Below are 13,526 nucleotides of genomic sequence, written 5' to 3' on the forward strand. Positions count from 1 at the left end.
CTCCGTCACGGGGCGCACGCGGCGGCGCGTTCGAGCAGGAGGGTCCGTTCTCGCGCGTTCCGCGTGAGCGAGGCCGCGCGCTCGTACTCCGAGCGCGCCTCGGCGGCGCGGCCGAGACGGGCCAGCAGGTCGGCGCGCACGCTCGGCAGCAGATGGTATTCGGCGAGCGCCGGCTCCCCGAGGAGCCGGTCGGCGTGCTCCAGCCCCCGGGCCGGGCCGAACGCCATGCCGAGGGCGACCGCGCGGTTCAGCTCGACGACGGGCGAGGGGGTCAGGTGGGCGAGCGCCCCGTACAGCGTCGCGATCCGCTCCCAGTCGGTCTCCTCCGCGCTCCCGGCCTGCGCGTGGCAGGCGGCGATCGCGCCCTGCACGACGTACGGGCCGAGCGGTGCGCCGATCTTCTCGGCGCGGAGCAGCGCGGCGAAACCACGGTGGATCAGCAGCTGGTCCCAGCGTCCGCGGTTCTGCTCCAGGAGCGGGATGGGCTCACCGCCGGGGCCGGTACGCGCCTTCGCGCGTGAGGACTGGATCTCCATGAGCGCGACGAGACCGTGCACCTCGGGCTCGTCCGGCGCCAGCTCGGCCAGGATCCGGCCCAGGCGCAGCGCCTCCTGGCACAGCGCCGGGCGCATCCAGTCGTCACCGGCGGTGGCCGAGTATCCCTCGTTGAAGACCAGGTACAGCACCTCCAGCACCGAGGACAGCCGGGCGGCACGCTCGCCCGCCGGCGGGACCTCGAAGGGGATCTGTTTCCTGGCCAGGGTCCGCTTCGCGCGGACGATCCGCTGGGCGACGGTCGGCTCCGGCACGAGGAACGCCCGTGCGATCTCGTCGGTCGTCAGCCCGCCGAGCAGGCGGAGCGTGAGCGCGACCCGCGCCTCGGTGGACAGCACCGGATGGCAGGAGATGAACATCAGGCGCAGCAGGTCGTCGCCGACCTCGTCGTCGAGCGCGGCGTCGACCTCGTCCTCGGCGGAGACCTGCTCGGTCCGCAGCTCATGACCGAGTTGCTCCTGCTTGCTCTCCAGGCGGACGTCACGGCGGACGCGGTCGATCGCCCGGTGCTTGGCGGTCGCCATGAGCCAGGCGCCCGGGTTGGCGGGGACACCCGACTCCGGCCACTTCTCCAGGGCGATGACGAGGGCGTCCTGCGCGAGTTCTTCGGCGATGCCGACGTCGCGGACGATCCGCATCAGGCCGGCGATGATCCGCGCCGACTCGAGTCTCCACACCGCGTCGATCGCGCGATGGACATCCGAAGCGGTCACGCGACCGATCAGAGCATCGTCTCCGCCCGGGGCGCAAGCGGGGACCGGCCCGCCCCGGAACGCGGTTCGCGGGGCGGGCTCGGCGCCGGGCCCGGCGCCGGAAACCGAATCCGCCGCCGGTCAGGGGTACGGCCGGTTCAGGGGCCGAAGACCTGACGAATCTCGCCCTCGCCGTCGCCGACGATCGACCAGAACCGCTTGGAGAGCTCGATCGCCTCCTCCCGGGACCTGACGTCGATCAGGGCGAACCCGACGACGGCCTCCTTGGCCTCCGCGAAGGGCCCGTCGGTGACCGTGACCTCGCCGCCGGAACTCTTGATGTGGATGCCGTTCGGATCGAGCCCCCCGGTCGCCAGCAGCACGCCCGCCTTGGTCATCTCCTCGATGAACTGCCCCATCTCCCTCATCAGCTTCTCGTCCGGAGGGGGGTTGCCGGCGGAGGACCCGTCGTCCGTGGTCATCAGCAGGAATCGCATCGCCTGTCTCCTTCTGTGTGCTCGAAGCGTGTTCGAAGCGGTCTCGGGCCGGGTCCGATCCCGGCCTTCGCGTACGCGTCGAACGGGACACGGCCGGATCGACACCCCCGCCCAAAAAATTCGCAGAAAAAAATTTCTGGCGCAGGTGTCGATCCGGCCGTCCCTCGTTCGACGCGTGAGCACGAGGCCGGGATCGAGACACGGTCTCACGGCTGTTCAACGAGAGGACGACAGACATGAGCACCCAGACCCTCGCGACGCCCACCACGCCGGCGGACCGGCGTACGGCCGTGAACATCGCCCTGTGGGCGGTCCAGATCCTGCTGGCGGCGTTCCTGCTGATCGCCTCCGCCGCGCCCAAGTTCGCCGGCCAGCGGGACGCGGTGGAGACCTTCCAGCAGATCGGCTGGGGCCAGTGGCTCCGCTACCTCACCGGCGTCTGCGAGGCCGCCGGCGCGATCGGCCTGCTGATCCCGCGCCTCGCCACGCCCGCCGCGATCGGCCTCATCGGCCTCATGATCGGCGCGGTGCTCACCCAGCTGCTCGTGCTCGCTCCGGCGTGGGCGCTGCTGCCGGCGTCGTACGGCGTCCTGTTCGCGATCATCGCGTGGTACCGGCGGGACGGCTTCCGGGCGCTCGTGAACCGTCTCCGGCGCTGACCGCCCCCGGCCACGACGCCCTGATACCGAAGAAACGCCTGTCCACCCCGCTGACCGGGGAGGCGGCGACGGTCGTCACCGATCGTTCTTCCCCGTAAAGTGACAGGCAGAGGCGCGCGTCACGGGCTGTTCGGGGGGATGACCAGTGGGCGCACGGGCGCTACGCCGCGTCCGGTCGGCGTCCGGTCCGCGGGGAGGACTGACCCGCCGTATCGTCGTCGCGGGCGGCATCGTCATGCTGCTCGCGATCGGCGCGTACGCGCTGCTGTTCTCGGTGATCATCGATCTGCGCGACTCCGCCGCCGTCGCGACCCGGTCCAAGACCGTCCTGTCGTCGGCGAACCGGCTGGAACGGCTGGTGACCAACCTGGAGACCGACGTTCGCGGGTTCATCATCACCGGTGACCGGCGGCTGCTGGCACCGGTGACCGGCGCCCAGCAGGACGCCGTCGGGGAGGGCCGGAGGCTGGAGCGGCTCACCGCGGGGGGCGATCCGGCCCAGGCCGAACAGGCACGCCGGATCGTGAGCGCCACCGAGGCGTACGTGCACGACTACTCGATTCCGCTGCTGGCGGCGATCCGGCAGCAGCCCGCCTCGGCGCGGGCGCTGGCCACGATCGCCGAGGGCGAGCAACGCCTCCAGCCGCTGCGCGATGAGTTCGACCGCTTCATGGCCGCGCAGAAAGCGCTGGTCGAGGCGCACGAGAACCGCTCCAACGCCGACACGACCCGGGCCACGGCCATCGCGGCGGGCGGCGCGTGCGGCGCGCTCCTGCTCCTCCTGCTGTTCTCCGGGTACCTGACGCGCGCCATCCTGCGCCCGGTGCGGCGCACCGCGGCCATCGCCAGCGACCTGGCCGGCGGCGACCTGTCGGTACGGATCCCCGAGGTGTCGGGGGGCGACGTCGGCGTGCTCGAACGGACGTTCAACGTGATGGCGGGATCGCTGGAGGCGGACCGGCGACAGCTCCGGAGGGTCGTGGAGGAACAGGGCGCGCTCCGGCGGATCGCGACGCTCATCGCCCGTGGCGTGTCACCGGCGGAGATCTTCACCGCGGTCGCCAGCGAGCTGGGCCGCGCTCAGGGGACGCAGTACGCGGTGCTCAACCGCTTCGACCCCGCTCCCGCCCTCACCACGGTCGGCCACTGGACCGCCCCCGGCGCGCCGGACATCCTGCCCCCGGCGAGCGGCCACTGGCTGATCGAGGAGGACAGCGTCACCACGCTGATCATCCGGACGGGCATGCCGGCGCGGATGAACACCGACGAGGCCACGAGCACGATCGGCGCCTGGTCGCGCCTCCACGGGATCCGGTACGTCGTGGGCTGCCCGATCACGGTCGGCGGGCACCTGTGGGGCATGATCGCGGTGTTCTCGGCCGACGACCGGCCGCCGCCGGACAACACCGAGGACCGCCTCATGAAGTTCGTCGAGCTCCTCGCGACCGCGATCGCCAACGCCGAGAACCGGAACGAGCTGCTGGCCTCCTCGGCGCGGATCGTCGCCGCCGCCGACGAGGCCCGGCGCCTCATCGAACACAGCCTGAACACCGGGCCGCAACGCCGCCTGACCGCCCTCGGCGAGGAGCTGCGGGGCACCCAGGCCATCGTCACGCCGGAACAGGACCAGCTGAGAGCCCAGCTGGCCAGGACGGTCAAGGGCGTGGACAGCGTGCTGGACGACCTGAAGGAGATCTCCCACGGCCTGCTTCCGACGGCGCTGTCCCGCAGCGGCCTGCGGCGCGCCCTGGAGTCGCTGGCCGAAAGGTCGGAGGTGCCGGCGCGGCTGGACATGCGCGTCGACCGGCCGCTGCCCGACCACATCCAGGTCGCGATCTACTACACGGTGTCCGAGGCGCTCACGAACGTGGCGAAGTACTCCCACGCGTCCGTCGTCCACATCCTCCTGACGCTGGAGCACGGGACGCTGGGGCTACGGGTCGACGACAACGGCATCGGCGGGGCCGACCCCGCACGGGGTTCCGGCCTGGCCGGGCTGAAGGAGCGCATCGAGTCGCTCGGCGGAACGATCGAGGTGATCAGCCCGGCCGGCGCCGGCACGGCCCTCAACGTCGAGATACCGATCGCGTCCTGACCCGGGCGACCGCCTCACAGGGGCCCCAATAGCGGCCGGTTTCTGACCGCTGGCCCGTGCATGATGAGGCCATGGCGAACACGAGCTCACGGACGCTGCGGCTGCTCTCCCTGCTGCAGACCCATCGGTACTGGCCGGGCGCCGAACTCGCCGAACGCCTCGGGGTCTCGGTACGCACCCTGCGCCGCGACGTCGACCGGCTGCGCGAACTCGGCTACCCGGTGGAGGCTCAGCGGGGCGTCGACGGCGGTTACCAGCTCGCGCCGGGCGCCGCGCTGCCCCCGCTCGTCGTCGACGACGAGGAGGCGGTCGCGCTCGCCATCGGCCTGCGCGCCGCCGCCCAGGGCGCGGTCGCCGGCATCGAGGAGTCCTCCATCCGCGCGCTCACCAAGGTCGTCCAGGTCATGCCGCCCCGGCTGCGCCGGCGCGTGGACGCGCTGCGGACCGCCACGGTGCCCGCGGTGTGGACCACCGGCCCGACCGTCGACTCGGGCGTGCTGACCACGGTGGCCCAGGCGTGCCGCGACGAGGTGCGCCTGCGGTTCTCCTACCAGGCGCACCGCGCCGAGCGGACCGCCCGCTTCGTCGAACCGCACCGGCTGGTCTCGCTCGGCCGCCGCTGGTACCTGGTGGCGTACGACCTGACCCGGCAGGACTGGCGCAACTTCCGGCTCGACCGGCTCGACGACCCGGAGAGCACGAGCGAGCGCTTCCGTCCGCGCGAACTGCCGGGCGGGGACCCGGTGGCGTTCGTCCGCGCCGGCATCGACGCCATCCCCACGCCGTACACGGTCGAGGCGATCGTGCACGCGCCGGCGGAACAGGTCCGCGCCCAGGTGAGCCCGTGGGCGACGGTCGAGGAGGACGGCGACGACCGCTGCCGCTTCCGGATGACCGCCGAGTCCCTGTCCTGGCCGGCCCTGGCCCTGGGCATGGTGGGCGCGGAGTTCGAGCTGGTCGACTCCCCGGAACTCGCCGACCTCATCCGCGAATGGGGCGCCCGCTTCACCCGCGCCACCGGCGCTTGAGTGCGGCGGCCGCGCGGATCAGCGGGGTGGCTCGGCGGGTTCCAGACGGGCGAGGAGGAGGGTGGCGTCGTCGGAGCTCTCGCCCGTGTGCAGGTGCTTGACGATGGCGTCGCAGGTGCCCTCGATGTCGGGGGACGCGCCGGGCAGGAGGGAGCGGAGCTCCTCCAGCCCCGCGTCCATGTCGCGCGTGCGGCTCTCGATCAGGCCGTCCGTGCAGAGGATCAGCGTGCCGTCCTCCGGCACGCGGAGTTCGAGCGCCTCGTAGCTGGCCTCACCCACGCCCAGCGGCAGGCCCGGCGGCAGATCGATGATCTCCGACGAGCCGTCGGCGGCCGCGATCAACGGCGGGACGTGGCCCGCGCGGGCGATCGTGAGGAGGCGGCGGCCCGGGTCGCAGAGGGCGTACACGCAGGTCGCGAACTGTGCCGTCGTCAGCTCCTGGGCGATCTCGTCCAGGTGGCCCAGCAGGTCGGCCGGGGGCAGGCCGAGCCGGGCGAGGATGCGCACGGCCGTACGGAGCTGGCCCATGACGAGCGCGGCGGCGGTGCCGTGGCCCATGGCGTCGCCGACGACGAGCCCGACCTTTCCCCCGGGCAGCGGGATGGCGTCATACCAGTCGCCGCCGATCCGGCTGGTCTGGCCGGCGGGCAGGTAGCGGTGGGCGATCCGCATCCCCGGCGGCGTCTTGAGCGCCACCGGCAGCAGGCTGCGCTGGAGCGTCTTCGAGGTGCGGCGTTCGCGGTCGTACAGGCGGCCGTTGTCCATGCAGACGGCGGCGTGGTCGGCGATCCGCCGGGCGAGCCCGCCCTCCGCGATGCCGAACGGCCGGTCACCGGACCGGCGGGCGAGGATGGCGAAGCCGAGGACGTTGCCGCGCGCGATGAGCGGGACGGTCAGGAAGCTGTCGTAGTTCAGCGCGTCGTTGATGCGCGGCCGGGTCGACAGCCGGTTCACGAACCGGCCGAACGTCGTGCTGTCGAGCGCGGTGAAGACGACCGGGCGTCCGGTGGTCATGCTGCGGGCGACCGGCGTGTCGGCCGGGAAGGCGATCACCTCGTCGGTGGGGAACGCCGAGGACCACTCGGGCTGCGTGCCGTCGGCGACGCTCAGCGCCATCCGGCGTACGACGACGCGGGACTCGCCGTCCTCATGCGGAGGGAGGTGGTCGTCGACCAGGAGGCGTTCGAGGAGGTAGACGCCGGCCCCGTAGCAGAGGCGGGAGACGAGGGCGTCGGCGAGCTCGCGGGCGGTCTGCCGCAGGTCCAGTGTCGCGCCGATGCCGAACACCGCCTGGTCCGGTTCCTCGGGCAGGGGGTCTCCCCCGGGCGGGGCGTCGCGGTGCGGCAGCGCGCTGATCCCCACGGTGACCTCGCCGGTGGCCTCGGTCACCGGCTCGCAGCGGAACTCCACCGGGACGACGGCCCCGCCGGGCAGCCGTACGGGCAGCAAGGTGACCGAGGGCGTTCCGGCGGCGGCGCGCGCGACGGCCGCGCCGAACGCCTCGCGGTGCTCGCCGGCGAACACCGCGTCGCACAGGTCGCGCCCGCGCACCTCGGCGTCCGTCCGGCCGAACAGCTCGGCCGCGGCCGGTCCCCAGCGCAGTACGTGACCGGTCGCGGCCACCCCTAAGGTGACGAGCGCGCTCAGCCCGGGGATGGTCACTCGATCCTCCTCGAAACGCGCGCCGTCAGCGGCGAATATCGTCCAGCCCAGCATTTGCCGAACTATGTTGGCATATGTGGCGCGTCCATCGACCGATGCCGCGCCACCCTCTAGGCTGACTCGGGACCGGGCGTTCTGTCAGCGTTCCGGCCACACCCATGACCCCGGCACACGAATGGCGAGCACGTGGAACACGAGAGCTGGGCGCCCCCGGAAGTCGATGTCGAGCGCGCCAATGTGGCCCGGATCTATGACGCCCTGCTCGGGGGCTCGCACAATTTCGCCGTCGATCGGGACGTCGCGAGCGCACTGACCGCGATCGAGCCGTCGTCGCGCGACGCAGCACGCGCAAATCGGCAGTTTCTCGGCCGGGCGGTCAGGTTTCTGGTCAAGTCCGGAATTCGCCAGTTCCTCGACATCGGATCCGGCGTTCCGACCTTGGGAAACGTGCACGAGATCGCGCAGTCGGCCGCCCCGGACTCCCATGTGGTGTACGTCGACACGGATCCGGTCGCCATCGCGCACAGCAAGTCGATCCTGGCCGGCAACGAGCAGGCCACGATCGTCCAGGCGGACCTGCGCGAGCCCGACGTGATCCTCTCCCACCCCGACGTGAAGCGGCTCATCGACTTCGACCGGCCGGTGGCGCTCCTGCTCGTCGCGGTACTGCACTTCATCACCGAGGAGGAGCGCCCGGCGGACCTCGTACGACGGCTCGCGGACGCCCTGGTGCCCGGCAGCCACCTGGTCATCTCCCACGCGACGATCGACGGGCGCGCCCCGCAGGTGGGCGAGGCCATCGAGAAGCTCTACTCCCGCACCTCGGCGCCGGGCCGGCCGCGCGACCACGCGAGCGTCAAGGCGTTCTTCGACGGCTTCGAGATCCTCGAGCCGGGCCTGGTCTACCTCCCGCAGTGGCGCCCGGAGGAGTCCGACCTGAAGTTCGAACGGCCCGAGCTGGCGTGGGGATACGCCGGAGTCGGCCGCAAGAACTGACCCACGGCGGCTCGCCACGGCCACGGCGCGAGGCCGGGCGGCGGGTCACCAGAGTGCGAGGGAGCGGGTGAGGATGCCCGCGACGTCCTCCTCGGTCACCTCGCGTGGTGCCGTGGCCAGCAGTCGCTGCTGTTTCATCGTGCCCGCGACCAGGTCCGGCACGTCGGACTCGGTGTAGCCGGTCGCCCCGATCCCGTTCGGCAGGCCGATGTCGCGCATCAGGCGCAGCAGCGCCGCCGGCAGGTACTCCGACGGGTCGGCACTCCGGTCGAGCTCCGGGTCGAGCAGTTCGGCCGCGCGTACGTGCCGGTCCGGGCCGGCCTCGAAGGTGAACCGGAACGCCTCCGGCGCCGTCAGCGCCACGGCCATGCCGTGCGGCACCATCGGCTCCTCGTCCGGGTAGCCGTCGGGGTGGAAGTCCTTCACCTGCCCCGCGATCGGGTACGCGTTCGCGTGCGGGATGTGCACGCCGGCGTTGCCGAAGCCGAGTCCGGCGAAGGTCGCGGCGAGCGCCATCTCCGTACGGGCCGTCAGGTCGTCGCCGTCGCGTACGGCGGTGCGGAAAGAGCGGGCGATCAGCGCCAGGGCGTGCTCGGACCACATGTCGGAGACGGGGTTGGCGCCGCAGTACGGCACGCGCTGTTCGGGCCGCTTGCGCTCGTAGGAGGTGTACGCCCGGGCCGTGTAGCTCTCCAGCGCGTGACAGACGATGTCCATGCCGGCCGAGGCGGTGACCCCGGCCGGCTGGGTGCGGATGAGCTCGGGGTCGACCACGGCGAGCGCGGGCCGCAGGCGCGGATGGCTGATGCCGGTCTTGACCCGCAGGTCCAGGACGTCGAGCACGCAGACGGTCGTGCTCTCCGCGCCGGTGCCGGTCGTGGTCGGCACGGCCACCAGCGGGTTCAGCGGACGCGCCGGGGCCCGCCCCGCCCCGATCGGCGGGTTGAGGTAGTCGGCCAGCTCACCGTCGTTGGTGGTCAGCAGGTTGATCGCCTTCGCCGTGTCGATGCTCGACCCGCCGCCGACCGCGACGATGGCGTCCCACGGGCCGGTCTCGCGGGCGTACGCGACGGCCTCCTTCATCGAGGCGTCGGTCGGCTCGACGTGGACCCGGTCGAACACTTCCGCCTCGATCCCGTACTCCTTCAGCTGCTCGGCGATCCGCTGCGGGCCGCCCGTGGCCGCCACTCCCGGATCGGTGACCACCAGGGCGCGCCGTGCTCCGTACTGGGTGAGGTCGTAGCCGATCTCCGCGGAGGAACCGGCGCCGAACTTCAGCTGCGGCGCGCCGTAGGTGAACACCGACTCGGGATTACCAGGCAAAAGAGGCATATTCCGGATCTTCCGGATGCCGCCGTTCCATGTCAACGCAGGGTCACGCCCGGGGCCCGCCCGGGATCAGCACGGCGAACTCCGGCCCGGACGCCCCGGCGGCCAGCTTGACCGCGCCGGCCGGGTCGTCCAGGCCGACCGGGCGCGGCTCCAGAACGTCCAGGTTCAGCGTTCCGGCGGCGACCATGCGCCACACGTCGAGGACCGTCTCCGGCGGACACATCCACGAGCCGCGCACCGTGAGGCGCCGGCGCATGATGTCGCCGTACGGCAGCGGAAGGTCTTGCCTCACCCCGCCGATCAGCGCCATCGTCCCGCCCGGACGCAGGGCGTCGAAGCCGGTCAGCGTCGGGTCCGGGCCGGGCACGGCGCCGAGGGCGTCGATCACCACGTCCACCTCGCCGATCGCGGCGGCGTCGCGGGCCCGGTCCCCGGTGAATGCCACGGTCCGCACGCGCGGGTCCAACCCGGCGAGCCGGTCCAGGACGGCGGTGTTGCGGCCGACCGCCACGACCCGGGCGGCTCCGCGGGCCAGCGCCATCAGCAGCGTCGCCGCGCCGAGCTGGCCGGTGCCGCCGATGACCGCGACGGTCTGGCCGGGCCGCTGACCGGCGCTGTTCAGACCCTCGGCCGCGATGGCGAGCCACCCCAGGAAGGCCAGCCGGTCCGGCCGCGCGTACTCCTCGGCGCCGGCCAGCCGTACGACGGTCTCCTTGGGGCACAGGGCGCGCTCGGCCCACAGCCCGTCGCGCCACACCGCCTGCATCGCGGTGGTCGTCGCGGTCGCCTTGCCCCGTCCGCCCACGCCCGTCCAGCCGACGAGTATCTCCTGCGGCCCGTCCGTCTCGCCGGAGCTCAGCAGTGGGTTGATGATCACGATGTCGCCCGGCGCGACGTTGAAGACGTCGTCGGCCACGGACTCGACCCGTCCGATGCCGCCCGCGCCGAGGACGAGCGGTGTCGGGATGGTGCCCCGCACCCCCTGAGTGAGGGCCTCGGTATAGGCGGGCAGGTACGCGGCGAGCACGCTGACGATCACCCCGCCGCCGCGCGGCGCCGGCTCCGGCACCTCCGCCAGTCTTATCGGTTGTCCTGCTTCTTCCAGTTTCCATGCACGCATACCGGCAAGTCTGCGAGTGTCTCAGCCTGGTATCCAGAGCCGGTTTATTCTGGAACTGTGACTACCTCGGTGCTCCGCCGACGCGAGCTCGGCGCGTTCCTGCGCAGCCGCCGCGAGCGCATCTCCCCCGCCGAAGCCGGCCTGCCGACGACGGGACGGCGACGCACTCCCGGGCTGCGGCGCGAGGAGATCGCCCTGATCGCGGGCATCAGCGCCACCTGGTACACCTACCTGGAGCAGGGCCGCGACGTACGCCCGTCCGGCCAGGTGCTCGAGGCGCTCGCCACGGCGCTGCGGCTCAGCGAGCACGAACGCGACCACCTGTTCCACCTCGCCGGCGACACCCGCGACGAGCAGGCCGACGCCCCCGAGCCACTGGCCCCCGGCGTCGCCGGCGTCCCGGCGCTGGTCGAGCCCAACCCCGCCTACGTCACGGGCATGCGCTACGACGTGCTGTGCCACAACGCGGCCGCCGCGGAGCTGTTCACCGGCATCTCCGCGATGCCGGAACCCAACCTGGCCCGCTGGGTCTTCACCGAACCCGCGGCACGGCAGGTCCTGGTCGACTGGGACCAGGAGGCGCAGAACGTCCTGGCCCGCCTGCGCGCCGCCGTCGGCCGCCACCCGGACCATCCCCGCTTCACCCGCCTGGTCGACGAACTCCACGCGGCGAGCCCGGAGGTACGCGCCTGGTGGCCCCGCTACGACATCCAGATCAGCCGTGCCGGCACCAAGCGCCTACGCCACCCGAGACTCGGCGTCATCACCCTGGCGCACACCGCGTTCCACGTCGCGGAGAGGCCGGAGCAGACCCTGGTCATCTACAGCCGGTAGACCTTGGGGGCGCTGCCGCCGGCAGGTCCCGGCGCTTTGGCCGTTCAACCTCCCTAGGCGGGGTGACCGGGCGCTTCGAGCAGAGGAGTTCCTTGCGGGCACCTCGGGTGCGGCGCGATGGGGCTCTATGCCTGGTACAGGTCGATGTGATTGCCGTCCGGGTCCTTCACCATCGATGAGCGCGGTTTCCACGGCCTGTCGACCGGCGGCTCGATCTCGATGGCGCCGGCGGCCAGGGCGCGGGCGTGCGCGGCGTCGATGTCGTCGACGAGCAGGCCGAACCTCGCCGGCCCGCCGGGCCAGGGGTGCCGCTCGGGATCGGCCACTGTCACGAGAAAGAAGTCGTCGTCGGGATAGGCGCCGAACTGGAACGAACTGATCTCCTCGTGATAGGAGGCGTCGCGGTAGAACGCGATCGCGGTGGGCAGGTCGCCGGTCGTGATCGTGACCTGGGCGATGCGGTGGGTTCTCACGGGTAGCCCCTTCTCCAGGTAGTGCTCGACGGTCTCGATGAGCTGCGCCAGCGAGTCGGCTTCGCCCAGCAGGTGGTCACGGTGCTCGGCGAGCACGGCGTGGACGCCACGCTCGCGAACCGTTCGCATCGCGTCGACGGGCACCCGGAGGCGGCGCAACGTCGCGTACAGGCGCGCCTCGCTCACCTGGTCGGGCCGGTACCGGCGGTATCCGCTGCCGGGGTCGACGTAGGCCGGAGTGAGCAGCCCGACGTCGTCGTAGTGCCGCAACGCGGTGATCGACAGGCCGGTGACGAGGGAGAAGCTACCGATGCTCAGCACGAGACCATTCTGAAAGTCTCGGGCCGCCCGAGAGTCAAGCGCGCGGCCGCCGGACTCGAGCTCCGCTGGAGCCGTCGGCGTGAGACCTCCCGTACCGGTCGGGCTTGATCCGTCCCGGGTGTCGGTGGCAGCGCCTACCATGGGCCGCCTTACGCGCGCCGTTCCCCCGGAGGTGGTCCACGTGGCCGACGTTACCGCAGCTCAGCCACATCCCGACGAGCTCGAGGCGCACCGGGTGCAGCTGACCGGCTACTGCTATCGGATGCTCGGCTCGCCCTTCGAAGCGGAGGACGCCGTCCAGGAGACGCTCGTACGGGCGTGGCGGGCGCTCGACCGCTTCGAGGGCCGGGCGGCGCTGCGGTCGTGGCTGTTCCACATCGCCACCAACGTCTGCTTCGACCTGCTCAAGGGGCGCGGGCGGCGTGCGCGGCCGATCGACCTCGGGCCCGCGTGGGACGGTTCCGCGCTGAACCCACCGCTCGCCGAGTCGACCTGGGTCGAGCCGACGCCCGACGCTCGCGTCCTGCCGGGCGGTGGGGGCGACCCGGCCGACGAGGCGATCGCGCGCGAGACCGTACGCCTGGCGTTCGTCGCCGCGCTGCAGCACCTGCCGCCCCGCCAACGGGCGGTGCTGATCCTGCGCGAGGTCCTGCGCTGGAAGGCGAGCGAGGTCGCCGAGCTGCTCGGCACCTCATCGGCCTCGGTCAACAGCGCCCTTCAGCGGGCCCGCGCGACGCTCGACGACCTCGGCCTCACCGACTCCTCCGACCTGCAGCCGCTGGACGCCACGCAGCGTTCCCTGGTGGCGCGCTACTGCGACGCCTTCGAACGCTACGACCTCGACGCGCTCGTCGCGCTGCTGCACGAGGACGCCACCCAGTCGATGCCGCCCTATGACATGTGGGTCCGGGGCCCCGCCCGGATGCGCGAGTGGTGGAGCGGGCCGGGCATCGAGTGCCAGGGCTCCCGGCTGCTGCCGACGGCGGCGAACGGCTCGCCCGCCTTCGGCCAATACCGCCCCAGCGGCCCGGGTGGCCGCCACGAGCCGTGGTCACTGCACGTGCTGGAGTTCCGCGGCGACCGCCTGATCCGCCTCAACTTCTTCCTCGACGTCGACCGCCTGTTCCCCCTCTTCGGCCTGCCACCGCATCTTTGAGATCTCCACGGCGGAAGACATCGTGCATGGGGCAGGAGTCGAACCTGCACAGCGCGAAGCGGGCGGTTTACAGCCGCTTGGTCTCACCCATGACCAGGCCCATGCA

Annotated in this window: 12 protein-coding genes and 1 tRNA gene; 6 read left to right on the plus strand and 7 right to left on the minus strand. The window is 72.2% G+C overall.

Translation table 11 applies throughout. From position 1 onward, the window contains the following. Positions 1-5 precede the first annotated feature (5 nt). Together ABEA10_RS08860 and ABEA10_RS08865 are read right to left on the minus strand one after the other, a co-directional pair. On the minus strand, positions 6-1,268 hold the full coding sequence (locus ABEA10_RS08860; RefSeq protein WP_345459942.1) for an RNA polymerase sigma factor: 1,263 nt from the start codon (positions 1,266-1,268) through the stop codon (positions 6-8). A gap of 137 nt (positions 1,269-1,405) precedes the next feature. Then, a complete protein-coding gene (locus ABEA10_RS08865) occupies positions 1,406-1,744 on the minus strand; it encodes a YciI family protein (protein ID WP_345459945.1) in 339 nt (112 codons plus the stop codon). 236 nt (positions 1,745-1,980) lie between these two features. Here ABEA10_RS08865 and ABEA10_RS08870 point away from each other — a divergent pair, with 236 nt between their 5' ends. The 3 genes from ABEA10_RS08870 to ABEA10_RS08880 all read left to right on the plus strand — a co-directional run bounded on the left by ABEA10_RS08870 (position 1,981) and on the right by ABEA10_RS08880 (position 5,526). Further along, positions 1,981-2,403, plus strand: a complete 423-nt coding sequence (locus tag ABEA10_RS08870) for a DoxX family protein (RefSeq protein WP_345459948.1) — start codon at positions 1,981-1,983, stop codon at positions 2,401-2,403. Between the two features lie 145 nt (positions 2,404-2,548). Then, entirely contained in the window at positions 2,549-4,498 is a 1,950-nt protein-coding gene (locus ABEA10_RS08875) for a CHASE3 domain-containing protein (protein WP_345459951.1), read from the plus strand. Positions 4,499-4,569: 71 nt separating this feature from the next. Then, entirely contained in the window at positions 4,570-5,526 is a 957-nt protein-coding gene (locus ABEA10_RS08880) for a helix-turn-helix transcriptional regulator (RefSeq protein ID WP_345459954.1), read from the plus strand. Between the two features lie 18 nt (positions 5,527-5,544). On the opposite strand, the gene ABEA10_RS08885 is transcribed toward ABEA10_RS08880, so the two are convergent. Continuing rightward, positions 5,545-7,188, minus strand: coding sequence for a SpoIIE family protein phosphatase (locus tag ABEA10_RS08885; RefSeq protein WP_345459957.1), 1,644 nt, complete (start codon positions 7,186-7,188; stop codon positions 5,545-5,547). 186 nt (positions 7,189-7,374) lie between these two features. Here ABEA10_RS08885 and ABEA10_RS08890 point away from each other — a divergent pair, with 186 nt between their 5' ends. After that, positions 7,375-8,184 (plus strand): SAM-dependent methyltransferase, encoded by an 810-nt coding sequence (locus ABEA10_RS08890; protein ID WP_345459960.1) that lies wholly within the window; start codon positions 7,375-7,377, stop codon positions 8,182-8,184. Positions 8,185-8,229: 45 nt separating this feature from the next. Here the strand turns inward: ABEA10_RS08890 and ABEA10_RS08895 are convergent, their stop codons facing one another. Both ABEA10_RS08895 and ABEA10_RS08900 read right to left on the minus strand, forming a co-directional pair. Next, positions 8,230-9,516, minus strand: coding sequence for a hydroxyacid-oxoacid transhydrogenase (locus ABEA10_RS08895; RefSeq protein WP_345459963.1), 1,287 nt, complete (start codon positions 9,514-9,516; stop codon positions 8,230-8,232). Positions 9,517-9,559: 43 nt separating this feature from the next. After that, positions 9,560-10,585, minus strand: a complete 1,026-nt coding sequence (locus ABEA10_RS08900; RefSeq protein WP_345459966.1) for a zinc-binding dehydrogenase — start codon at positions 10,583-10,585, stop codon at positions 9,560-9,562. 108 nt (positions 10,586-10,693) lie between these two features. Between ABEA10_RS08900 and ABEA10_RS08905 the strand changes: the two genes are divergently transcribed. Further along, the gene (locus ABEA10_RS08905; protein WP_345459969.1) at positions 10,694-11,470 is read left to right on the plus strand and encodes a helix-turn-helix transcriptional regulator; all 777 of its coding nucleotides are present in this window, start codon (positions 10,694-10,696) and stop codon (positions 11,468-11,470) included. Between the two features lie 125 nt (positions 11,471-11,595). On the opposite strand, the gene ABEA10_RS08910 is transcribed toward ABEA10_RS08905, so the two are convergent. After that, positions 11,596-12,264, minus strand: coding sequence for a VOC family protein (locus tag ABEA10_RS08910; RefSeq protein ID WP_345459972.1), 669 nt, complete (start codon positions 12,262-12,264; stop codon positions 11,596-11,598). Positions 12,265-12,445: 181 nt separating this feature from the next. Between ABEA10_RS08910 and ABEA10_RS08915 the strand changes: the two genes are divergently transcribed. Beyond that, on the plus strand, positions 12,446-13,420 hold the full coding sequence (locus ABEA10_RS08915; RefSeq protein WP_345459975.1) for a sigma-70 family RNA polymerase sigma factor: 975 nt from the start codon (positions 12,446-12,448) through the stop codon (positions 13,418-13,420). Between the two features lie 23 nt (positions 13,421-13,443). Here ABEA10_RS08915 and ABEA10_RS08920 read toward each other — a convergent pair. Continuing rightward, positions 13,444-13,525, minus strand: a tRNA-Tyr gene (locus ABEA10_RS08920). Between the last annotated feature and the right edge of the window lies 1 nt (position 13,526).

This window comes from Actinoallomurus oryzae (assembly GCF_039541955.1).
Lineage (GTDB): Bacteria > Actinomycetota > Actinomycetes > Streptosporangiales > Streptosporangiaceae > Actinoallomurus > Actinoallomurus oryzae.